The organism is Alicyclobacillus pomorum DSM 14955 (genome assembly GCF_000472905.1).
GTDB lineage: Bacteria > Bacillota > Bacilli > Alicyclobacillales > Alicyclobacillaceae > Alicyclobacillus_A > Alicyclobacillus_A pomorum.
This window is the reverse complement of sequence record NZ_AXAR01000002.1, coordinates 125,213-148,028: the sequence shown is the minus strand read 5'-3', so window position 1 is coordinate 148,028 and position 22,816 is coordinate 125,213. Positions and strand designations below refer to the sequence as shown.

The following is a 22,816-nucleotide window of genomic DNA, read 5'->3' as shown; positions in this document are numbered from 1 at the left end:
GAGGGAATGCATTGAGTATCCGACCTGACGAAATCAGTGCTCTGATTCGTAAACAGATAGAACAGTTCGAAGCGCAGGTGCAAGTGCAAGACACTGGCGTCGTGCTCCAGGTAGGCGACGGTATCGCCCGCATCCATGGGTTGGACAACGTCATGGCTGGTGAGTTGGTTGAGTTCAGCAACGGCGTGTTCGGTATCGCGTTCAACCTGGAAGAGGACAACGTCGGTGTCATCGTCCTTGGCTCTGTCACAGGCATTCAAGAAGGAGACCAGGTGAAGCGGACAGGCCGCATCGCCAACGTCCCTGTCGGTGAGGCGCTGCTCGGTCGCGTCGTCAATCCGCTGGGACAACCTCTGGATAACCGCGGACCGATTGAAACGGAGCATTACCGCCCGATTGAGTCTCCGGCACCGGGCGTTATCGTTCGTAAATCCGTTCACGAGCCGCTGCAAACGGGTATCAAGGCGATTGACGCGATGATTCCGATTGGCCGCGGTCAACGTGAGCTCATCATCGGCGACCGTCAAACCGGTAAGACTGCCATCGCGCTTGACACCATCATCAACCAAAAGGGTAAAGGTGTCATTTGTATTTACGTAGCTATCGGTCAAAAGCAATCGACCGTCGCCCGCGTCGTCGAAACGCTGCGCAAGCACGGCGCGCTCGACTACACCATCGTGGTGGCTGCAAATGCGTCCGACCCTGCGCCGCTGTTGTACTTGGCTCCCTACGCAGGCTGTGCGATGGGTGAGTACTTCCTGTACAACGGTGGACACGCGCTTGTCGTATACGACGACCTGTCCAAGCAAGCGGCGGCATACCGCGAAATGTCCTTGCTACTCCGTCGTCCACCCGGTCGCGAAGCGTATCCTGGCGACGTGTTCTACTTGCACTCCCGTCTGCTGGAACGCGCAGCCAAGTTGAACGAAGAGAATGGCGGCGGGTCGCTCACCGCACTGCCGTTTATCGAAACGCAGGCGGGTGACGTATCGGCGTACATTCCGACCAACGTCATCTCCATCACCGACGGACAGATTTTCTTGGAATCCGACCTGTTCTACTCCGGTGTTCGCCCGGCCGTCAACGTCGGTATTTCCGTCTCTCGTGTCGGTGGTTCTGCACAAATCAAGGCGATGAAGAAAGTGGCCGGTACACTTCGCCTCGACTTGGCGCAGTATCGTGAACTGCAGGCCTTCGCCCAATTTGGTTCGGACCTGGATAAAGCGACTCAGGCTCGCCTGGCTCGTGGTGAACGTACGGTCGAAATCCTCAAGCAAGGCCAGTATGAGCCAATGGCGGTTGAGAAGCAGGTTGTCTCGCTGTGGGCAGTCGTCAATGGATATGTCGACGATATTCCAGTGGCTTCGGTCCGCAAGTTTGAACAGGATTGGCTGTCGTTTGTGGAAACGCAATATCCGCAAATCTACGAGAACATCTTATCTACAGGTGACCTCAAGGATGACACGGTTGCCCTCCTGAAGGAAGCTGTAGCGAAGTTCAAGCAGACGTTCGTCGCGTAACGACGACTCCGTCCGAGACAAAAGTGCGGGGTGCTCCAACGTTGTGAGAACAGGGGATAGGCCCCTGTTCCGCGACCGCGAGGTCCCGAAAAGGTGGTGAGCAGAGTGCCACAAAACCAACGAGATATTAAACGCCGTATCAACAGTACGAAAAATACAGCACAGATCACCAAGGCCATGGAGATGGTTGCGGCGGCAAAACTCCGGCGCGTGCAAGAGGCCGTTCAACAATCCAAGCCATTCCTGGCGAAGATGCAGGAAATGCTCGCAGGCATCTCCAAGTCTGCGCGTTGGATCAAGCATCCGTTGCTCGCAGAGCGTCCAGTGAAGCGGACAGGCTACTTGGTGATTACGGGAGATAGAGGTCTTGCCGGACCCTACAACTCGCAAATCATTCGCGTTGCACTGCAGGAGTTCCGGGGCAAGGACAAGTCCACGTACACGGTGTACGCCGTTGGGCGCCGCGGCCGCGACTTCTTCCACAAGCACGGCTACCCCGTGGGTGGCGAAGTCATCGGAGTGCCGGATGTACCAACGTACGACAGCGTGAAGGACCTCGCTCGACAAGTCGTCGCAGCGTACGCTGCGGAAGAGTTTGACGAGTTGTACTTCATCTACAACGAGTTTATCAATCCAGTCACGCAGCGACCCGTGGTGAAAAAGGTACTGCCGCTGTCCGATGTCGGCACAAGTCACGAGAGTAACACGCAATACCTGTTTGAGCCCGACGCAGAAGCCGTCTTTGAGAAGCTTCTGCCGCGGTACGCAGAGACGCTCGTGTACCAAGCCGTACTCGACGCAAAGGCAAGTTTCCATGGTGCACAAATGACAGCCATGGGCAACGCAACGGATGCGGCGAAGGAAATGATTGAAACGCTGACGTTGCAGCTGAACCGTGCGCGTCAAGCGGCGATTACCACTCAGATTGTTGAAATCGTGGGCGGTGCGGAAGCGCTCAAATAGCGCCACGTAAGCGCCCCGTTTGTACGGTTTGAACGTCAAAGCCAAGAGCCACTCCCACGCCTCCCCACGCTTGGATGGCCTTGGCCAGAGGAGGGACTATTTTGAACAAGGGACAGGTTGTGACGGTCATGGGCCCCGTCGTCGACGTGCGCTTCGCCGAGGGTCAACTGCCAGCCATCAACAACGCCTTGCGGATTGATCACGACGGCGAGGTGTCCATTCACCTGACACTGGAAGTCGCCCTGCACCTCGGGGACAACGTAGTTCGTACGGTCGCCATGTCCTCCACGGACGGCGTTGTGCGCGGCATGGAAGTGGTTGATACGGGCCGACCGATTTCCATTCCAGTGGGGCAAGCCACACTGGGCCGCATCTTCAACGTGCTCGGCGAAACGATTGACGAACAAGGGCCAGCCAAAGCGGAAGAGCTGTGGTCCATTCACCGTTCGGCGCCAGAGTTCAGTGAACTTTCGACCACCATGGAAATCTTCGAGACCGGTATCAAGGTCATCGACCTGCTTGCGCCGTACGTCAAGGGTGGTAAGATTGGTCTCTTCGGTGGTGCCGGCGTCGGCAAGACCGTCTTGATTCAGGAGCTCATCCACAACATCGCGAAGGAACACGGCGGTTACTCCGTATTCGCAGGTGTTGGTGAACGTACGCGTGAGGGGAACGACCTCTACCACGAAATGAAGGATTCTGGCGTTATCGAAAAGACCGCCATGGTCTTCGGTCAGATGAACGAGCCGCCCGGTGCGCGTCTGCGCGTGGCGTTGACCGGTCTGACGATGGCCGAATACTTCCGCGACGTGGAGCAACGCGACGTGTTGTTCTTCGTGGACAACATCTTCCGCTTCACGCAAGCGGGTTCCGAGGTGTCGGCATTGCTCGGCCGTATGCCGTCCGCCGTCGGTTACCAACCGACCCTGGCAACGGAAATGGGCCAGTTGCAAGAGCGAATTGCGTCCACCGTCAAGGGTTCCGTTACGTCGATTCAGGCCATTTACGTGCCTGCCGACGACTACACCGACCCAGCGCCGGCGAACACATTTACGCACTTGGACGCAACGACGAACTTGGACCGTCGGATTGCGGAAATGGGTCTGTACCCAGCTGTCGATCCGCTCGCGTCCACATCCCGCGCGCTCTCCCCGGACATTGTCGGCGAAGAGCACTACACAGTGGCTCGCGGCGTTCAACAGGTGTTGCAACGCTACCGCGAACTCCAGGACATCATTGCCATCCTGGGTATGGACGAACTGAGCGACGAAGACAAACTCACGGTGCAGCGCGCGCGGAAGATTCAAAACTTCCTCTCGCAGCCATTCTTTGTGGGTGAAGCGTTTACGGGTCTTCCCGGACAGTACGTCCCAGTCAAAGAGACCGTTCGGAGCTTCAAGGAAATCCTCGAAGGAAAACACGACGACATCCCGGAACCTTACTTCCGTTACAAGGGCTCCATCGAGGATGTGGTCGCGGCAGCCAAGGCGGACGGTATCAGCGTTTGATGTGGATGAGGGCTCCCGAGAGACCATGTCTTTCTCTCCTGTGGGAGCCCGTCCGCTGTACCAAGTTCCTGGTGACCTGCCGACGTACATCTGATGTAGGCGTCGGATGGGTCACAGACTGGAGGTTGACATGAGTAGCGTGCTTCTGGAAGTCGTCACACCAGAGCGCCTGGTTGTGTCGGAACAGGTCAACTTCATCACCGTGCTGACCGGCGGCGGCGAACTCGGCATCCTCCCTCGGCACGCGCCGCTCGCCGCGACCGTCAAACCGTGCATTGTCAAGGTCAAGACGGACGCTGGCGAAGACTTCATCAACGTGAACGGCGGATTTCTGGAAGTGCTGCCGGAAAAGGTAACGATTCTGGCAGATGCTGCAGAGCTCGCCTCCATGATTGATGTGGACAGGGCTCGCGCCGCGAAGGAGCGTGCGGAGAAGCGCCTAGCCCAGAAGGAAGGCGTGGACATCGCTCGAGCGGAAGCTGCCTTACAGCGGGCGTTGCGCCGTCTGGAAGTCGTCGAACTGTCTAACAAGGCGGGAGGCGCCCTAAGTTCCGGCAAGGCATCTGAGCAGTGACAATGACTCTATACATCTTGTTTCTATGAACCATCGAAGGGCTATTCGGGCCACAGTAGAACTGGCACCGGATAGCCCTCTTGTTTTACACCTAAATGAACGTTTGTTATAATTACGCGAAGACTCTATTGAATTGAAATATTGATTCGGATGTTCCATCGACGCAAAGTTTGCAGAGCGCTCCCCTCTGAAAGATGTGCGATTTGTCACAACGCTCCGTGTGACGGAGCCGTTCTCATCTCATTCTCAGCCTGGAGGGACAGTCATGGCCCACATGTTCCAGTACTGGAACGGCTACCTTTTTGTCACGTTCTTCTTGGTCCTCGGCATCCTCTTGCCGGTCGGCGCGCTGTGGGTGCTCGGTCCCCTACTCAGACCGCATCGGCCGACCAGTGCCAAACTCACCACCTATGAAAGCGGTGTCGAACCCATTGGAGACGCGCACGTGCGGTACAATGCGCGCTACTACTTATTTGCGCTGTTGTTCGTCGTGTTTGACGTCGAAACGCTGTTCCTATACCCTTGGGCCGCCAGTTTTCACAAACTCGGCCTGTTTGCATTTGTAGAGATGCTCCTATTCCTCTTCATGTTGGTGATTGGGCTCATGTATGCCTGGAGAAAGAAGGTGCTCGAATGGACCTGACCCGCGCTTCGCAATTGCCCATCATCGAGTACGAAGGGCTCACGCCGGAAGAAAACGCGGAGCTGAATCGCGGAGGCGTCCTCCTCAACTCTTTGGAAACGTTGAAAGGATGGGCCCGCAGCAACAGCTTGTGGCCGATGACACTCGGATTGGCGTGCTGTGCCATCGAAATGATGGGGGCAGCTGCTGCACACTACGACCTGGACCGGTTCGGCATGATCTTTCGCGCGTCACCCCGCCAGTCGGATGTAATGATTGTGGCTGGTACTGTGACGAAGAAGATGGCGCCGCTGATCCGTCGTCTGTACGACCAAATGGCAGAGCCGAAATGGGTCATCTCCATGGGGGTCTGCGCGACGGCCGGTGGTCCATACGTGCGGAGCTACTCGGTGCTCAAGGGCGTGGACCAGGTTGTTCCCGTGGATGTGTACATTCCCGGCTGCCCGCCGTCTCCACCCGCGCTCATCTATGGGCTCAATATGCTGCAGGAGAAAATTCGCATGGAGGCCCGCGGAAAGAAGGTGACCCGTGCGTGAGTGAAGACAGAGAACATCGGACGCCACCCAAGGGGCCCGAAGGCAAAGAGCCATCGGTCACTGCCGCGGAGAGGCCCAAACCGGTTTCCAAGCCGGCTGCAGCGTCCGGCGCAGCGGTCAAGCCAGCTCCACCCAAAAAGGCGCCACCACCGCCAGATCCGCGGGTGGAGGCCGCCAAAGCCAAGGCCGAAGAGATCCGAAAATTTATAGATCAGCAGTTGAGCACCGAAGCTGTAGTGGAGACGGGAGCTGCCCACATTCACCCGATGCTCCTGATTCGGAAAGAAGATTGGGTAGCTGTTGTGGAACTCTTAAAGCGCAGCGACGCCTATCAACTCAATTACTTGGAGTGCATGGCTGGCACTGACTACCCGAACTACATTGAGGTGGTCGTTTACCTGCAATCGACCGAACTCGGCCACTTCATCTGTCTGAAGACGAGGACAGACAGGGAACAGGCGGAGATACCGTCGCTGTGCGCAGTGCACCCGGGCGCCAATTGGGAAGAGCGGGAAATCTACGATTTGCTCGGCGTCACATTCACCGGCCACCCGGATCTGAGGCGAATTATGCTGGATGATGACTTCAAGGGCCATCCGCTTCGCAAAGACTACAGTGCATGGGAGGCCTGATGCCCAGTGTCACTCATTGACGAGAAAGATCAGGTCCGCACCGAAGAGATGTTGCTGAATCTCGGACCGCAGCACCCAAGCACGCACGGCGTGCTCCGGCTGCTCGTGAAAATCAACGGCGAGACCATCACGGATGTGGAACCGGTCATTGGCTACTTACATCGCGGCACGGAGAAACTGGCGGAGGATTTGCAGTACACGCAAATCATACCGTACACGGATCGCCTCGATTACTTGGCCGCCATGCTGAACAACTATGCGCTGTGCCACACGATTGAGCAGGCGATGGACCTAGAAGTTCCTGAACGGGCCGAGTACCTACGCGTGATTGTCATGGAGATGCAGCGCGTGGCGTCGCACCTGATGTTCATCGGCGCCTATCTGTTGGACCTCGGCGCCATGAGCCCGTTCCTGTACGTATTCGCAGACAGGGAACAAATTGTTCAGCTGTTCAATGAAATCTGTGGTGCACGGCTCACGTACAACTACATGCGTGTGGGCGGCGTGAAATGGGACGCGCCTCCGGGATGGCTTGAAAAGGTCGCGGACTTCGTCCAGTACCTCAAGCAGAAGTTTCACATGTACGACGAATTGATTACGGGCAACGAGATCTTCCTGGCGCGCACGCGCGGCATCGGCAGGTTTGATACAGAAACCGCACTGGCCTACGGCCTGAGTGGCATCAACCTGAGGTCCACAGGATACCCGTGGGATCTGCGCCGCAAGAAACCGTACAGCATCTACGACCGCTTTGATTTTGACATCCCGGTCGGGCAAAATGGTGACTGCTTTGACCGCTATTACCTGCATCTGCTGGAAATCAAGGAGTCCCTGCGGATTGTGGAACAGGCACTGAAAAGTATCCCGTCCTCCGGTCCGGTGCTGGGGAAGGTGCCGAAGATGATCCGCGTGCCTGCCGGCGAGTACTACAGCGGCATTGAAGGCGCCCGTGGGGAACTCGGCTTCTACATCGTCAGCGAAGGAAAAGACAAGCCCTATCGCTTGAAGATCCGGAAGCCTTCGTTCATCAACTTGCAGTTGCTGCCGGAGTTGTTGCGCGGCCAAAGCATCGCGAATGTCATCGCCATTTTGGGTGCCGTGGACATCGTGCTTGGGGAGGTGGACGCCTGATGTGGGATTGGCGCAGCCAACCGCTGACGGTACCGTCAGTCATCGCGATGCTCATCGGTGCGGTGGTCATCCTCCTGCTCGCGCTGGGGGTCGTGACGTATACCATCTATGTGCAGCGAAGGATTCTCGGCTGGATGCAACTGCGCATCGGGCCCAACCGCGTCGGACCGTTGGGTCTGTTCCAGACCATTGCGGACGTTCTGAAACTCCTCATCAAGGAAGACGTCGTTCCCGCCAAGGCGGACAGGGCGTTGTTTATGCTGGCACCCATCATTGCGTTTGTACCTTCCTTTACGGTGATGGCTGTGATTCCGTTCAGTGCGCACAACGTGTTTACAGCAAACCTCGGCATCGGTGTGCTTTTCTACCTCGCGTTGTCCGCCATCACCATACACGGCGTGATGCTCGCTGGGTGGGCGTCCAACAACAAGTACGCCCTGATTGGCGGCATGCGGAGCGCGGCGCAGATGCTTTCGTACGAAATCCCTCTTGGACTGTCGCTGGTTGGTGTGGTCCTGATGGCTGGGTCGCTCAACCTCAACGACATTGTGCTCGCGCAACAGCACGCCGGACTGTGGAATGTTATCCCGCAAATTCTCGGCTTTATCGTCTTTCTCATTGCGTCGACTGCGGAACTGAACCGGACGCCGTTTGACTTGCCGGAAGCCGAATCGGAATTGGTGGCAGGGTACCACGTGGAGTACACCGGTTTTCGGTTCGCGTTCTTCATGCTCACGGAGTACATGTACTTGTTTGCCATGGCTGGCCTGTGTGCCACCTTGTTCCTCGGTGGTTGGAGTGGCCCGCTCCTGCCGGGTTGGCTGTGGTTTGCCATCAAGGTGTTCCTGTACATCTTCTTTCAGTTCTGGCTGCAGGCCACGCTGCCGCGATTCCGCGTGGACCAGCTGATGACGTTCAGCTGGAAAGTCTTGTTGCCGCTGGCGCTTGTCAACCTCGTACTCACAGGCGTCGTGAAGGCGATTTGGTAAACACGGGAGGAATGGGGTGAAACCATGATTGGTTTCCTGAAAGGACTCAGCGTCACGCTGCGTCAACTGCCCAAAAAGAAGGTCACCCTGCAGTACCCCGACGTGAAGCCGGAGTGGCCGGAGCGCTTTCGAGGCGTTCATCGCTTCATCCCGGAGCTTTGCATTGCGTGCAACCAATGCGCGCGCATCTGTCCCACCAGTTGCATTTCTCTGTCGGGCGAGCGGGATGAAAACAAGAAAATGAAAATCCACACCTTTGACATCAACTTCGACATTTGCATTCTCTGCGACCTGTGCACGGAGGTGTGCCCGACCGAAGCGGTGCTCATGTCGGATACGTTTGAGATGGCCAAGTACTCGCGAGACGATTTGTACCTCGATATGCACTGGTTGCACGACAACCAGTTGAAGTACGAGCAGGCGCACCCCGATAGATTTGAACGCGCTAGGGGTGAAGCCGATTGAGTGGGCCACTGATTGCCTTCTACGTCATCTCGTTGTGCATCTTGGGCTGCGCGGTACTCATGCTGAGCTTTCGCAAGGTCATCTACATGGCGCTCGCCATCGGCGGCGTGTTCGTGGGGTGCGCGGCCATCTACCTGCTGCTTGGCGCGGAGTTTGTGGGCGTCGCGCAAATTCTGATTTACGCGGGTGCCATCACCATTTTGATGATGTTTGCCATCATGCTGACCAACCACGAAGCGACAGAGCCACCGTTCCAATGGAATGCACGGAATGTGGCAAGCGCCGTAGGCTGTATCCTGCTCGGGATACTCATTCTTCTCGTCATCCGATCCACACCCTGGCCACAGCCGGACACGTCGGTCGACGTCAACGGCGGGAACAGCAATCCGGTCGCCATCGGCATGGCACTCTTCAAGCAGTACGCGATTCCGTTTGAACTGGTGTCGCTGTTGCTCATTGTCGCGCTCGTTGGGGCAGTCATTCTCGCGCAACATCGAAAGGAGGACGAGTAAGGTGGCTGGAGGGGCGCCGTTTCCGATTCCAACCGGTTCTGTCCTCGCGCTGGCAGCGATTCTCTTTTGCATCGGGCTCTACGGGGCGCTGACCAAACGCAACCTCATCATTGTGCTGGTGTCTATCGAACTGATGCTGAATGCGGCGAACATCAACCTGGTTGCATTCTCAAAGTTGAGCGATAAACCGAGTTTGAACGGGCAGATCTTTTCACTGTTCACCATTACGGTCGCAGCCGCAGAGATTGCCGTCGGCTTAGCGCTGTTGCTGGCCATTTTCCGGCTGCGCAAGACGAGCGAAGTCAAGGATCTCGACGTCCACAAGTGGTAAAGGGGTGATTCGATGGTTGCATACGCATGGCTCGTTCCACTGTTGCCGCTTGTGGCGTACATATTCCTGCTCTGTCTCGGGCGGCGTGCCCCCGAAGGCATCGTCACCGGCGTTTCCGTCGTGCTTACGTTCCTCTCATTCCTTGTCAGCGTGGCGGTGTTTCGCGCTGTTGGGTCGAATCCAGACCAGGTCGCAGCCTACACCTTCCACTGGCTGACAGTGGGCTCTCGGTCCATCAGCGTCGGGTTTGAAGTCACGCACCTCAACGCTCTGATGCTGGTTGTCGTCACCCTGGTCAGCACGTTGGTGCTCCTGTTTTCCAAAGGCTACATGCACCACGATGACCGATTTGCAGTGTTTTACCAATACCTGAACTTGTTCGTCTTCTCCATGCTGGCATTGGTCATTTCGCCAAATTTCCTTCAACTATACATTTTCTGGGAAATGGTCGGCCTGTGCTCGTACCTCCTGGTCGGGTTCTGGTACTTCAAACCCGAAGCGGCGCTCGCAGCCAAAAAGTCGTTCATCGTCACGCGCATCGGCGACGTCGGCTTGTTCGCGGGTATCATTCTGCTGTTCTTGGCCAGTGGATCCTTCGACTACAACACCATTTTCGTCGCGGCTGCCGCTCACAAACTGACCTTGGGGTGGATTTCCGGGCAAGCCTTGGTGACGTTGACGGCCATCCTCATCTTTGTCGGCGCCATCGGGAAATCGGCACAGTTCCCGCTTCACGTCTGGTTGCCGGACGCAATGGAAGGCCCAACGCCGGTCTCCGCGTTGATTCACGCGGCGACCATGGTTGCGGCCGGCGTGTACCTCGTGGCGCGAGCGTACCCGCTGTTTCAAGCGAGTCCCGCGGCACTGACGACGGTCGCCTGGATTGGCGGTATCACCGCACTGCTGGGGGCCTTGATTGCGCTCACCCAGCGCGACATCAAGCGCGTCATTGCGTACTCGACCATCTCGCAGCTCGGCTACATGATGATGGCGCTCGGCGTCGGCGCGTACGCATACGGTGTCTTCCACCTGATGACGCACGCCTTTTTTAAGGCGCTCCTGTTTTTGGCGGCTGGCTCCGTCATCCACGCCGTTCACACCCAGGACTTGTTCGAGATGGGGGGGCTGCACAAGAAACTGCCGCTCACCACGTGGACGTTTCTGGCCGGAGCCCTGGCACTTGCGGGCATTGTTCCGTTTGCGGGATTTTGGTCCAAGGACGACATCATGAGTGCGACGCTGCAAAGTGGACACACAGTGCTCTACGTCTTTGCGCTGGTTGCCGCGTTCTGCACAGCGTTCTACATTTTCCGCGTGTTTTTCCTGACATTCACCGGGGAGCCGCGGAATCCAGCAAAGTACGAGAACGCACATGAAGGCGGGTGGGTGATGAACCTTCCGCTCGTGGTGCTGGCTGTTCTGGCCACGGTTGGCGGGTTCTTCAACACGCCGTTGAATGGAAACGGGCTGGAGAAGTACCTGTTGGCGGATGGCGCGGTGGGCGTCACCTACAGCGAGAACGTCCCCTTGATGGCCCTGAGCGTCGTCATTGCGCTACTTGGCATCCTGTTGGCAGCCATCCTCTACTGGCGCCCGCTGGTGAAGCCCGAGAGGCTGGCCCGAGGATTTGGATTTCTGTACCAGCTTTCGTACCGGAAGTTCTTCTTCGATGAGATCTACGGCGCGGTGGTTGTCGGAGGCGGCAAAGTCATGGCGGCCATCGTGGACGGTGTGGATCGGTACATTGTGGATGCCATCGTGAAACTGGTGGGCAGGGTCGTCTACTACCTGGGCCTTGGCCTCAAGTACACGCAAACGGGGCAGGTTCAAACGTACGGCGTCGTGGCAGGGTTTGGCCTGTTCATTATCCTCGCCATTGCGATGTACCGCGTAGGAGGTGTGTTCTAGCATGGGCCTCGTATTCTGGCTGGTCGTAGCACCTCTGATTGCAGGGCTCGTCATCCTGCTGGTGCCTAGGCTCGGCGCCGCTGTGCACCGCGGGCTGGCGTTCTTAGGATCCGCCGCAGCCCTGGTGCTCACCGCTGTCGCCTGGGACCAGTTCCAATACAACATCACAGGCTTCCAGCACGTCACGGCACTCTACTGGTTTACGCTGCCGAGCTTGTGGCACGGTGCCAACCCGAATGGGCCAGGCAATCTCATCATTGGTCTGTCGTTCGGCGTGGACGGGTTGTCGCTGCCGCTACTCGCGTTGACCTCATTGATTTCGCTGCTGGCCATTGTCGCGGCCAAGCGCTCGGTAGAGCGAACGAGAGAGTACTACTTCTGGATCTCGTTGGTGACTGCAGGCCTGCTCGGCGTCTTCTGTGCGCTGGACCTGTTCACGTTTATCGCCGCACTGGAAATCACGCTGTTTGCAATGTTCTTCCTCATCTACATCTTCGGGGAAGAACGTCGCCAGTCCGCGGCGTTCAAGTTCCTCCTCTACCGGGGGCTGGCGACGGTCGCGCTGTTGGTGGCGTTGGTCGGAATCGCATACGGCGCAGCTGGCGCCTACGGATCTCAGCAAGCGGCCACGCTGTCCGGCACGGGACTCAGTTTTGATATCCCGACGTTGACCAACGTGATGCACACCGTGTCCACGCAAGCGTTCTCCAGCCACGCGCGCAGTTGGCTGTTCTTGTTCCTGTTGCTTGCTGTCTTTATTGAAGAAGCGTTTGTTCCGTTTCACACGTGGTTGCCGACGGCGCACGAATCTGCCGATACGCCAACGAGCATGATGCTCGGTGGAGTCCTAACCAAGACCGGCGCGTACATACTGCTTCGCTTCGGCGTTGGATTATTGCCTGGGGAAGTACGCCAATACGGCGTGTTGATTGCCGTGTTCGGCGCCATCAACATCCTGTACGGCGCCTTTGCCGCGTGGGCTCAAACGGATTGGCGGCGCCTCATCGCGTTTGGCAGCATCAGCCACATGGGACTCGTTCTGCTCGGGATTGCCGCGCTCAACGCCGTCGGTCTGCAGGGGGCGATGTTCATGATGGTGTCGTCCGGTCTCTTGACAGCGCTTTTGTTTTTCCTGGTCGGCGCCATTAAGGACCGAACTGAGACCAGCCGCATCCCGGCACTGGGCGGACTGTCGCGCAGTCTGCCGATGCTGTCCGGATTCTTGCTGGTGGCTGCGCTGGGCTCTCTCGGTTTGCCGCTCACGAGCGGCTTTATCAGTGAAGTCCAGGCGTTTATCGGAGGCTTTGACACCTATCCGGTCATCTCGTTTGTCGGCGTGTTGGGGGTTATCCTGTCGGCGGTGTACCTACTCTACGCGATGCAGAAAACGACGTTCGGCCCGCTCGACCCAAGGTACGGTGAACTGGTGGACGCGACACCGCGCGAATATGTTCCGGCCCTTGTATTGACGGCGCTGGTACTCTTCATTGGAATTGACCCCAAGGTCATTGGGGAACTGTTTGGCCTGTCCGTAAACGCCTTGATGAGGATTGGGGGGTAAGTCGATGCCGAATCTGGACGCACTACATCAACCATACTGGTCTGCCATGGGTCCCATGATTACCCTCACTGTTGCGGCGTTTGTGGTGATGATTTTAGAATTTGTGTTCAAATCCGAGGACAAGCGCTGGCTGCACGGTCTTAGCATGCTCGGCGTAGTTGCAGCCTTGGTGGTCGCCATCTGGCACTTCTACGCAAAGCCGCAGGCGGTCCTCGCGACGGTGCAGAACGATATCATCGCCACCATGTTCACGCTGCTCATTCTCATCACGGCGCTGTTGGTCTTCCTGTTCACGTATGATTACGCCGCGCAGGTGAAGGTGGCCTCTGAACACACGTACCTAATCCTGTTCGCCGTTGTCGGCGCCCTGGCCATGGTCTCATCCGTGGACATGGTGACGCTGTACGTCGGCCTGGAACTGCTCTCCGTCTCCAGTTACATCCTAGCCGCGCTGCGGACGAAGTCAACACGCTCCGTGGAAGGCGGCATCAAGTACCTGTTGATGGGGAGTATCGGATCGGCTGTGCTCCTCTACGGGCTCTCCTTCATCTACGGGCTCAGCGGGACGACCAACCTGGGCGAACTGTTCTCCAAGCAGACACTCACGAGTGGTGCGTCCCTATTCGCACAATATCCCGCGGTGACCGTCCTTGCCTTTGTGCTGATTCTCGGAGGATTGGGCTTCAAGCTGTCGTTGGTGCCATTCCACATGTGGACGCCGGACACGTACGACGGCGCGCCGACACCCATCAGCGCGTTTCTGTCCACGCTATCCAAGACGGCAGTGTTCGGGATGCTGCTCCGGATGATGCTCTATGTGTTTTCCGTGTCTGGCTCCAACATGTTCTACCTGGCGAGTCTTCTCGCTGTGGCCAGCATGTTGGTCGGTAACTTGATTGCCCTACCGCAACGCAACATGAAGCGGCTACTTGCGTTCTCCAGCGTCGCGCAAGCAGGGTACGTCCTGATTCCGTTCACCATGTTCAACGAGAACAACGTGGTGGATTGGACCTCACTCGTGAACAGCATCACGTTCTACCTGTTCGCGTACACGTTCACCACCGTTGGGGCGTTTGCCATCGTGCACGTGGTCTCGCACGCTCGCAACTCCGGTGACTCGGACGCGCTTCTCGGGCTGTATCAGCGGTCACCTTGGCTCGCCGGCGCGCTGACTATTTTTCTACTCGGCCTCGCAGGTATGCCGCTGACTGCTGGATTTGTCGGGAAGTTCTACATCTTCGCCGACACCATTCACTTGCATCAAGCGTGGCTCGGTGTACTGCTCTTTCTCACGAGCGTTGTGTCGTTCTTCTACTATTTCGGCTGGATCCGCAAGATCTACCAGAAGAGCGAGGCCAAGGACAGCGTCCTCATTCGCCCCAGCGGCATCATGAACACGCTGCTCGGGCTCTGCGTGCTGGGGACTCTGATTCTTGGCGTGGTGCCTGCGACTTTACTTCACGCATTGGCTAAATTGGCGTAAAATAACGATGTCTAAGTCGGTCAGTTTCGTCTCACAGAGGGCTCCATCGGATGGCCTGGGCCCTTCTGTGAGGCGTTTTTATGAAGGAGGAAGCGGCAGTGAACGATGTGACTACCAGTACCGTGATGCTTGCCGCCGCCGGCGCCATCTTTATCATCGCGTTTCTTGGCGGGACATATATCACGTGGCAAGCACTTGGGGTGTTGAAGTGGGATAAAATCGTGTTCGATCCCATCGGGCACCAGACCCGCATGCTCCGTTTTATCCTCGCCATGATTGGCGGCTTCTTCATTGCCAGCACCGCGGCTGCCTATTTGCTGGCAGGTCAAGCCCTCCGCGCCCTCTTATAATCGTCCAGTCAGCGCCCACCTGGCGCTTCGCGGGGCCAAGCGCTGACTGTCAATAGAAAACGTTGAATATTCCTCACTTTATTGGAATTTCTCAGAAGGAAATCGACAGAAAATCCAGAAATATGACAGATAAATCAGAGATAACGCGGTGTTTGAAGGGGGATGAGTATGCGCGCCATTGGCGTCGTGCGAAAACTGGACCAACTCGGGCGGATTGTGATACCCAAAGAGTTGCGCAAGAAATATTCCATCAATGTAGATGACGACATTGAGATTCTGGTAGACAGCGACACCATCATCTTACAGAAATTTGTACCGAGGTGCGTGTTTTGTCAGAATCCTTCCGAAACCATTCGGGTCTTCAAAGAAAAGCACATCTGTCGCGACTGCTGGGACAGCATCACGGCGCACGGGCTGTGATGCGGCCGAGCAATCCAATCGGTGAACCGCGGATGGAATTCACCGAGCGCGCATGGGTATAATCTCGTGTCTCCGGCGAACGATAGTAAGAAATTCGTTCTCGAGGAGGCACTTACTTTGTTCTCCCAGCGAGCACACCGCTGTTTTCAGGTACTCATCACCACGATTGCCATGATGGGTGGCGCTGCAGCAGTCTTTCCCATGCAGACTGCACAAGCGGCACAGTCCGGTGCCACCGCGCAAACCACCCCCGTTCCCCGGACGGTAGAGCGAGAGTATGGAAAGCCCATACCGGCCTATGCCAAGTGGGGAAAGATTGCGGTGGCACAAGCGAAGCGCTGCCATCCCAAAGCGGCTGTGGTGGACTACTTGCACCTTGGCAGGACTGTCGTATCGGGCACGGTTGCGGAAGAAGCCTTTCGATTGTGGATGCGGGAAGGAACCAAGGAGTGGGGAATCCTCGTTCGCGTTCAATTTAACCCCCAAACAGACGAGTTGATACGCGTGACCTGTCAGAACTTGCGCTGACGAGCTGGGGTTTACAGTGTGGGCAAAACGGATGAGAATTTGTGGGACGCTGCCTATTTCAACGAAGTGCAAAACAGCGACGAACGAATCTAGTAAAATGTTGTGATCTATCATCTGCTGACACTGCAAATCTCGTAAATGAGAATCAGAATAAATCGTAGACTCCTTGTCCAAACTGACGTGTATAGAAGACACGCGGACAGGGGATGAAATACATGAAGAAGCTCGGTTGGTTGGCAATCGGCGTTGTCCTGGCAGGGGTGTTGAGCGCGTATGCGCCGGCCGGTACCCACAAGTCCTCACCTCTCACAGGAAATTCCTCTACTTTGGACGAGCCGACGGACAAAAACAGTACCCCTTTCACCGAAGTAAATTATCTAGAGACCAGTTTTACGGCCACGAACGCAAATGTGGATGGCTACTTGATTCACAATTGGAGTCAACTGAATGACAACTTTATGTCGGAACGCGAATTGCGCCAAGCGGCCGACAAGCTCAAGCAGGACCTGCACATTCAAGGCGCGAAATGGATGACACATGCGGATGCGTCCGAAAACTTTGCGGAAGTGTACGGAAGCTGGTCCGACAACACGGATATTTCTGTTACGCTTTCATCCATGCGCTACTCAAGCACACAAAGTACCACCGTCCTGGTGGTGCACGCGCACCACGCAGGTAAGGGCTTCGTGCGCCTTGCAAGCGAAGTAGCTATGGTTCGCAAAGCGGTGACAAATTCGGGATGCGCACCACAAATTAGCACTTGTATAGAGGGTTTTACCAATGCTAGAATGATGGGCGTTCAAGTGGATGGGCTCGTGACACGCGCATTTTCCGCAGTCGGAGCGCATCGCGTTGAAGGTGTCAAATCCGATTTGGTGACCAGTATATCCGGCTATTCATCGAAAGCCCCAGGATACATACAGACCAATGGGCAGAAAATGAACCTACAAGTGGCCGTTCATTACGACGCCTACCACCACCGGACAAACGTCCTGGTTGGTACCCCCATCATTACGGAAACGTATTAACGGGGTACTGTGCCGGACGACACGGGGCGGACTGGCACAGGAGTTGAAGTCATGGCAAAGATAGTGATTGACGGGGGCCACCGTCTGGAAGGACATGTGCGCATTGGTGGCGCGAAGAATGCTGTACTCCCCATCCTCGCAGCAAGTCTTCTCGCCTCTTCGGGAACAAGTACGATTGACGAAGTTCCGTCACTTCTCGACGTTGAGCATATGATTAACACCATCTCCGCCTTGGGCGCAGACGTTCAACGAGAAGGAAGCACACTGCATATCAGTGCCAAGTCGGTGAACAGTGTGGAACCGCCTTATGAACTGGTACGCAGTATGCGGGCCTCATTTGTCGTAGCGGGACCTTTATTAGCCCGCTTCGGTGAAGCCATCATTGCGATGCCGGGCGGTTGCAATATTGGACCGCGCCCAGTAGATCTGCACATCAAAGGCTTCGAAGCGATGGGTGTGCAGACACAGATGGAGAACGGGTACGTGCATTTCCGCGCGCCGAAGGACGGATTGAAAGGTGCGCGTATTTATCTCGATATCCCAAGTGTCGGCGCTACGCAGAACATCATGATGGCCGCTGTGCTGGCGAAAGGGCAAACCATCATTGAGAACGCTGCGAAGGAACCGGAAAACGTGGACCTCGCGAACTACCTCAACGCGATGGGTGCCCGCGTGCGCGGTGCAGGGACGGATACCATTCGCATCGACGGCGTGGATGAACTGCATGGCGCGAGCCATACCGTGATTCCCGACAGAATTGAGGCAGGTACGTTCCTCATTGCCGGCGCTTTGATGGGGAACGGCGTGTACGTGGAAAACGCCCTGTCGCATCACCTGACTTCGATTCTGGCGAAACTCGAAGAGGCTGGTGCACATTTGGAAGACGACGTGCGAGGCATTCGCGTTTGGCCCGTGGAAAATGGGCGCATGAAGGCGCTCGACGTAAAGACGCACTACTATCCTGCATATCCCACGGATATGCAAGCGCAGATGGTGGCTGGCTTGACCACCTGTATTGGTACCAGCATGATGACGGAAACGGTGTTTGAGAACCGCTTCATGCACGTAGCTGAGCTGCAGAGGATGGGCGCTGAGATTCACATTGAAGGCCGAACAGCTGTCATTGAAGGCGTGGAAAAGCTCTCTGGCGCGGAAGTGACAGCGACCGACCTGCGTGCTGGTGCTGCACTCGTCATCGCAGGTCTGATGGCGGAAGGTACGACCACGGTCAGTGGGCTACACCATATCGACCGCGGCTACGACAACCTGGTCGGTAAGTTCCAGTCGCTGGGTGCGAAGATCTGCCGAATTGACGACTGAGTCGAATCGGCCGAATGGAAACATGGACTTATATGCGCTATTTGTCTGTGTCTCGGGCATTTTGCAAATCGCTACACCTGTGAGAAAACGTGTGGATGTTCACCATCCGCACGTTTTTTTTTTTTTTTTTGTGCGCAGATTTGAGCGCAAAAAAGGACAGCCGCAAAGCGACTGCCTAATCGTGACAACAAGGGGGAAACTGGAGTCTACTGGCCATCGGTTGATGACATTACCATCATGGACGACAATTCACGTTTTTAGACCTGCAGGCAAAGAGAACGTGACAGCCCAAGAATAATCTGGTGCGCCGGAACATACCTCTCTAGGAGACGAGCCTCTGAAAGCGAGGAATGTACATTGGCGCAATTCCGTCCCGTCAGATCTAGACATACATCCAGAGCCACGCGGTCGGTCATTGGGTTTCCCATCCACCGATTCCCTCGAATACACCAACTGTGGCTTCGTGTGGATTGGCGTGGAAAAGTCCTCGTGGTACTTTGCGCGTGCTTTTTCGTGCTTGTGATTGTACCAACGGCGATGGCCAACATGGTTCACCGACGCGATACAGATCCCGCACGTGCCTGGATTCAGTCGGATGACGCGGGGGTTCAGGTGAAAGTCTACGATGTTCAAACGGGACACGTGAACAACGTGGCTTTGAACGATTATCTTGTGGGCGTACTCGCTGCAGAGATGAATCCCCACTCGCCGATGCAAGCTTTGGAGGCGGCTGCGGTTGCCGCGCGCACATACGTGGTTCACGCCATGTCCGCCAACGTGGGTTCTCATCCTACATTTGCCAATCAGCACGGCGCGGACGTCACAGACAACGCGAGTCTCGACTTGCCGTGGTGGTCTATGGCCGTGCAGGAACAGCGGTTTGGGAAAGACCTGAGCGTGAACACGGTCCGTCTGCAGCACGCCGTGCTCGCCACAGACGGCCTCATTCTGACGTATAACAAACAGCCCATTCTGGCTTTCACGTTTGGGGAGTCCACCGGTCAGACCCGCGATGGCAGCAAGGTATTCGGCAAGCCGCTGCCGTACCTCAAGAGTGTGGCATGCCCAGATGACGCACACCAGCTCGCGAAGTCGCCCATCCACATTTCTGCCCCTACGTTGCAGCAGGCCTTGCAGATACAAAGTAACAACGTCCAACTGAATCAATTCCGCATCGCGATGAGAGATGCACAAGGGTATGTGAAAGCAGTCGCTTATCATGATAAGTCGTGGACGGGAGACGACTTTGCCAGTGTACTTGGGCTTCCATCCTCAAATTTCACGTGGACGGTCAGCGGCAATGAGTTATTGGTTCAGTGCAAAGGTGTGGGTTCCGGGATTGGTATGAGTTTGAACGAGGCCAAAGCGCTTGCCCAGCAAGGCAAGGCGTGGGCGGAGATTGTCCAGTACTTTTATCCGGGAACGCAAGTGGAGGGCGACGAGCGGTTCACGCAGCCAGCGACCACGGAAGAGTAGCTGAGCGAGGTGCAGCCTAGGATTTGATGGAGTGTGTCAGCAATTAGGGCTGAGCTTTCAACAGGTGCGTCTCTTCCTCCACTTTGGCAATGCGGGCATTGTGAAAATCCAGCCGATGCCCGACAACGATGAACTTGTCGTCCATGCCTTGAAGCGTTTTGATGATTTCAAGCTGTCCTTCCTCAATCGCGGTTTGCTTTTCCTCGAGGGCGGACACGCGGTCCACAACTGTGTCAAACCTTTGGTTGACTTCCGCGCGAAACGCGTCGAATTCATTGCGTAGACCTGCGACGTTCCCAATCAATTGGACGAGCAGGTCTTCAATGCGTTGCAGGCGGTCTTCGGACATGAGGTTCACCTCACAGAGAATTGGAGTCCGTACGTCTACGCCGTTTACGAGAAACGAAAGCGACTTCGATGCATGCAGCGAAGATAGCTACGTGTCGTATATTGTACCATTCTGCGGTTCATGCTGGGACAGGTTTTCACAAGAATCGACAAAACTTCTCCACCAATAGGGAGCTTGGTTGGCGTATCGTCTGAACCAGACTGGGCGGTACGCTGGGTGCGTGGTATCCTCAGCGATTTGCGCGCGAGCAACACCTCGTCGTGCTGCACAACTCTAGTGAATTTTGCAAATCGATTTTTATACCAATAAAATTGTTTCAAAACAAAAGATTTGTATGTATGGTGATGTGGCTCGACGACGTGTGGTCGTACGTCAGGGCCCATTCGAAGAGGGGTGATATCCTATGTCAGAACTGCGGTACAATCCTCTGCTGCGGGACTGGACGATGGTCGCCTCCCATCGCCAGAAGCGCCCCAACATGCCCAAAGACGATTGTCCGTTTTGCCCAGGTTCCGGCAAAGTGCCGGATCATTACGATGTATACAAGTACGACAACGACTTCCCGGCGCTGTCACAGAACCCGCCGACACCGGATCCGGTTGCGACGGAGCTGTACAAAGTGGCCCCTGCGTACGGGAAGTGCGAAGTGATTCTCTATTCACCGGAACACCACGCAACGCTCCCGCAGTTGCCAGTGTCCCACATTCGCAAAGTCGTCGATCTGTGGACAGAGCGGCTTGTGGAGTTGGCGAAGAATCCAGAGCACAAGTACGTATTGATTTTCGAAAACCGCGGGCCGGAGGTGGGCGTCACGATGCCGCACCCACACGGCCAGATTTACGCGTTCCCGTACATCCCGCTCAAGATTCGCACCGAGTTGGATTCCTGCCGAGAGCATCACAAAGAAACCGGCCGCTGCTTGATTTGCGACATCAACCGCGAAGAGGAAACGTCTCAGGAACGCGTGCTTCTGGAGACGGAGCACTTCGTGAGTTATATTCCGTTTTTCACCGATTACCCGTACGGGGCGTTCATCTCCAGCAAATCGCACAAGGGTAGTCTGGCAGCGTTCAGCGACGCCGAAAAGGATGATTTGGCCAACATCCTCAAACAAGTGACTGCGGGGATGGACGCGCTGTTTGACCGTGAATTCCCGTATATGATGGTGCTGCACCAGGACCCTGTCAACGGCCCGGACACGAGCACCTACTTCCATTTCCACATCGAATTCTACCCGCCGCTTCGCGCCAAGGACAAAATCAAATTCCTGGCCTCCGCGGAGACCGGTGCCTGGGCGCCGTGCAACCCGACGGCGGTCGAAGACACAGCGAAAGCGTTGCGGGCGGCCATTGCGCGTGCGAAGGGAGCGGTGCACGGTGACTGATGCAAACATATGGCAACGGTTTTTGGCATTCTCGCCCGGGGACGTCTCGCAGGTGCGCGTGTTCTTCGCGCCTGGGCGTGTGAATTTAATTGGAGAGCACACCGATTACAACGGGGGCTACGTGCTGCCTGCGGCCCTTACCGTGGGGACGTGGGCTTTCGTGCGCCTGCGCGAAGACGGCGTGTACCGCTTTGCCTCCACCGCATTCCCGCAGGTTGTGACTGTGCAAAAGGGTGATCTCAACTATAAACTGGAGGACGACTATGCCAATTACCCGAAAGGCGTGGTCTGGGCGATGGAGAAAGCGGGCGTATCCATCCCTGGTGCTGACATCCTGTACCACGGCAACCTGCCCAACGGCGCAGGGCTGTCCAGCTCCGCTTCCATTGAAGTGGTGACGGCGTTCGCCATCAATGAACTGAGCGGTGCCGGGCTGAGCGTCGAGCGATTGACGTTGCTGTCGCAAGAAGCGGAGAACCAATTCGTCGGCGTGAACTGCGGCATCATGGACCAGTTCTCGGTGGGCATGGGCAGGGCGGATCATGCGCTGTTGTTGCAGTGTGCCACGCTCCACTACCGACTGGTGCCCGTTCAAGCGCCTGGGTACAAACTGGTCATCACCAACACCAACAAACGTCGCGTCCTGTCCGATTCCAAGTACAATGAACGCCGCCAGGAATGCGAAGCCGCGCTGGCGCAGATGCAGCGGGCGAACCCGAGCCTGACGTGTCTGGCGGACGTCTCGGTGGAGGATTGGGAGCGGCTGTCCGCCGTGATTGACGATGAAAGACTAAGGAAACGGGCTCACCACGTGGTGTTTGAAAACGCGCGGACCCAGCGCGCCGCCACCCTCCTGGAACAGGGGAATTTGCGCGCGTTTGGCGAGCTGATGAACGAGTCCCACCGGTCGCTTCGGGATGACTACGAGGTCACCGGCCCGGAGTTGGACGCGTTGGTCGAGGCGGCTTGGACTGTCGAGGGCTGTATCGGATCCAGAATGACTGGCGCTGGATTCGGCGGCTGCACTGTGAGCTTTGTGGAAGCGCCTCAGTTACCAGTGTTTGAGCAAGTCGTGGCAGAACGGTACATAGAGCAAACCGGATGGGCACCGTCCTTTTACGTCTCCGACATCGGAGACGGCGTCCGCGAAGTGACGAGCGACGAGTTGGCTCAACTGGCGAAATCAATACTCTAGGAGAAGGTGT

At 56.5% G+C, this 22,816-nt stretch carries 24 protein-coding genes; 23 read left to right on the top strand and 1 reads right to left on the bottom strand.

Translation table 11 applies throughout. The features are described 5' to 3' along the window. The first annotated feature begins 11 nt into the window (after nt 1–11). The 21 genes from atpA (at nt 12) to YWK_RS18020 (ending at nt 19,878) form a co-directional block, all read left to right on the top strand. The gene (atpA, locus tag YWK_RS0102910) at nt 12–1,520 is read left to right on the top strand and encodes a F0F1 ATP synthase subunit alpha (protein WP_026963610.1); all 1,509 of its coding nucleotides are present in this window, start codon (nt 12–14) and stop codon (nt 1,518–1,520) included. 105 nt (nt 1,521–1,625) lie between these two features. Further along, nucleotides 1,626–2,483 carry an ATP synthase F1 subunit gamma gene (atpG, locus tag YWK_RS0102905; RefSeq protein ID WP_026963609.1) on the top strand — a complete coding sequence of 286 codons (858 nt, stop codon included), beginning with the start codon at nt 1,626–1,628 and terminating at the stop codon, nt 2,481–2,483. Nucleotides 2,484–2,584: 101 nt separating this feature from the next. Continuing rightward, nucleotides 2,585–3,991 (top strand): F0F1 ATP synthase subunit beta, encoded by a 1,407-nt coding sequence (atpD, locus tag YWK_RS0102900; RefSeq protein ID WP_026963608.1) that lies wholly within the window; start codon nt 2,585–2,587, stop codon nt 3,989–3,991. Between the two features lie 130 nt (nt 3,992–4,121). After that, nucleotides 4,122–4,565, top strand: coding sequence for a F0F1 ATP synthase subunit epsilon (locus YWK_RS18050; RefSeq protein WP_035465849.1), 444 nt, complete (start codon nt 4,122–4,124; stop codon nt 4,563–4,565). Nucleotides 4,566–4,839: 274 nt separating this feature from the next. Beyond that, a complete protein-coding gene (locus YWK_RS0102890) occupies nt 4,840–5,208 on the top strand; it encodes an NADH-quinone oxidoreductase subunit A (RefSeq protein WP_415782774.1) in 369 nt (122 codons plus the stop codon). Next, the gene (locus YWK_RS0102885) at nt 5,199–5,744 is read left to right on the top strand and encodes a NuoB/complex I 20 kDa subunit family protein (protein WP_035465847.1); all 546 of its coding nucleotides are present in this window, start codon (nt 5,199–5,201) and stop codon (nt 5,742–5,744) included. The genes YWK_RS0102890 and YWK_RS0102885 overlap by 10 nt, the downstream gene beginning before the upstream one ends. Next, nucleotides 5,741–6,376: an NADH-quinone oxidoreductase subunit C gene (locus tag YWK_RS20760; RefSeq protein WP_051375008.1), complete on the top strand. Its 636-nt coding sequence runs from the start codon at nt 5,741–5,743 to the stop codon at nt 6,374–6,376. The genes YWK_RS0102885 and YWK_RS20760 overlap by 4 nt, the downstream gene beginning before the upstream one ends. Nucleotides 6,377–6,382: 6 nt before the next feature. Further along, the gene (locus tag YWK_RS0102875) at nt 6,383–7,507 is read left to right on the top strand and encodes an NADH-quinone oxidoreductase subunit D (RefSeq protein WP_026963605.1); all 1,125 of its coding nucleotides are present in this window, start codon (nt 6,383–6,385) and stop codon (nt 7,505–7,507) included. Then, nucleotides 7,507–8,496: an NADH-quinone oxidoreductase subunit NuoH gene (nuoH, locus tag YWK_RS0102870; RefSeq protein ID WP_026963604.1), complete on the top strand. Its 990-nt coding sequence runs from the start codon at nt 7,507–7,509 to the stop codon at nt 8,494–8,496. The genes YWK_RS0102875 and nuoH overlap by 1 nt, the downstream gene beginning before the upstream one ends. 24 nt (nt 8,497–8,520) lie before the next feature. Then, the gene (locus YWK_RS18040; protein WP_051375006.1) at nt 8,521–8,961 is read left to right on the top strand and encodes a NuoI/complex I 23 kDa subunit family protein; all 441 of its coding nucleotides are present in this window, start codon (nt 8,521–8,523) and stop codon (nt 8,959–8,961) included. After that, complete coding sequence (locus tag YWK_RS0102860) at nt 8,958–9,473, top strand: NADH-quinone oxidoreductase subunit J (protein WP_026963603.1); 516 nt, start codon at nt 8,958–8,960, stop codon at nt 9,471–9,473. Before YWK_RS18040 ends, YWK_RS0102860 begins: the two co-directional genes overlap by 4 nt. Before the next feature lies 1 nt (nt 9,474). Continuing rightward, the gene (gene nuoK / locus YWK_RS0102855) at nt 9,475–9,804 is read left to right on the top strand and encodes an NADH-quinone oxidoreductase subunit NuoK (protein WP_245578490.1); all 330 of its coding nucleotides are present in this window, start codon (nt 9,475–9,477) and stop codon (nt 9,802–9,804) included. Nucleotides 9,805–9,816: 12 nt separating this feature from the next. Next, complete coding sequence (gene nuoL / locus YWK_RS0102850; RefSeq protein WP_026963601.1) at nt 9,817–11,712, top strand: NADH-quinone oxidoreductase subunit L; 1,896 nt, start codon at nt 9,817–9,819, stop codon at nt 11,710–11,712. Between the two features lies 1 nt (nt 11,713). Further along, nucleotides 11,714–13,273 carry a complex I subunit 4 family protein gene (locus YWK_RS0102845; RefSeq protein WP_026963600.1) on the top strand — a complete coding sequence of 520 codons (1,560 nt, stop codon included), beginning with the start codon at nt 11,714–11,716 and terminating at the stop codon, nt 13,271–13,273. 4 nt (nt 13,274–13,277) lie between these two features. Continuing rightward, nucleotides 13,278–14,756: an NADH-quinone oxidoreductase subunit N gene (locus tag YWK_RS0102840; protein ID WP_035465846.1), complete on the top strand. Its 1,479-nt coding sequence runs from the start codon at nt 13,278–13,280 to the stop codon at nt 14,754–14,756. Between the two features lie 98 nt (nt 14,757–14,854). Continuing rightward, nucleotides 14,855–15,106 (top strand): DUF1146 domain-containing protein, encoded by a 252-nt coding sequence (locus tag YWK_RS18035; protein WP_169727128.1) that lies wholly within the window; start codon nt 14,855–14,857, stop codon nt 15,104–15,106. A gap of 168 nt (nt 15,107–15,274) precedes the next feature. Then, complete coding sequence (locus tag YWK_RS0102830) at nt 15,275–15,526, top strand: AbrB/MazE/SpoVT family DNA-binding domain-containing protein (protein ID WP_026963598.1); 252 nt, start codon at nt 15,275–15,277, stop codon at nt 15,524–15,526. 117 nt (nt 15,527–15,643) lie between these two features. After that, a complete protein-coding gene (locus YWK_RS20755) occupies nt 15,644–16,054 on the top strand; it encodes a DUF3889 domain-containing protein (protein ID WP_051375004.1) in 411 nt (136 codons plus the stop codon). Between the two features lie 215 nt (nt 16,055–16,269). Continuing rightward, on the top strand, nt 16,270–17,082 hold the full coding sequence (locus YWK_RS20750) for a YwmB family TATA-box binding protein (protein WP_026963597.1): 813 nt from the start codon (nt 16,270–16,272) through the stop codon (nt 17,080–17,082). A gap of 51 nt (nt 17,083–17,133) precedes the next feature. After that, a complete protein-coding gene (murA, locus tag YWK_RS0102815; RefSeq protein ID WP_026963596.1) occupies nt 17,134–18,402 on the top strand; it encodes a UDP-N-acetylglucosamine 1-carboxyvinyltransferase in 1,269 nt (422 codons plus the stop codon). Between the two features lie 465 nt (nt 18,403–18,867). After that, nucleotides 18,868–19,878 (top strand): SpoIID/LytB domain-containing protein, encoded by a 1,011-nt coding sequence (locus YWK_RS18020; RefSeq protein ID WP_051375002.1) that lies wholly within the window; start codon nt 18,868–18,870, stop codon nt 19,876–19,878. 43 nt (nt 19,879–19,921) lie between these two features. On the opposite strand, the gene YWK_RS0102805 is transcribed toward YWK_RS18020, so the two are convergent. Beyond that, nucleotides 19,922–20,227 (bottom strand): hypothetical protein, encoded by a 306-nt coding sequence (locus tag YWK_RS0102805; protein WP_026963595.1) that lies wholly within the window; start codon nt 20,225–20,227, stop codon nt 19,922–19,924. Nucleotides 20,228–20,630: 403 nt separating this feature from the next. Here YWK_RS0102805 and galT point away from each other — a divergent pair, with 403 nt between their 5' ends. Next, nucleotides 20,631–21,611, top strand: coding sequence for a galactose-1-phosphate uridylyltransferase (gene galT, locus YWK_RS0102800; protein ID WP_026963594.1), 981 nt, complete (start codon nt 20,631–20,633; stop codon nt 21,609–21,611). Then, complete coding sequence (locus YWK_RS0102795; protein WP_026963593.1) at nt 21,604–22,806, top strand: galactokinase; 1,203 nt, start codon at nt 21,604–21,606, stop codon at nt 22,804–22,806. Before galT ends, YWK_RS0102795 begins: the two co-directional genes overlap by 8 nt. Nucleotides 22,807–22,816 lie beyond the last annotated feature (10 nt).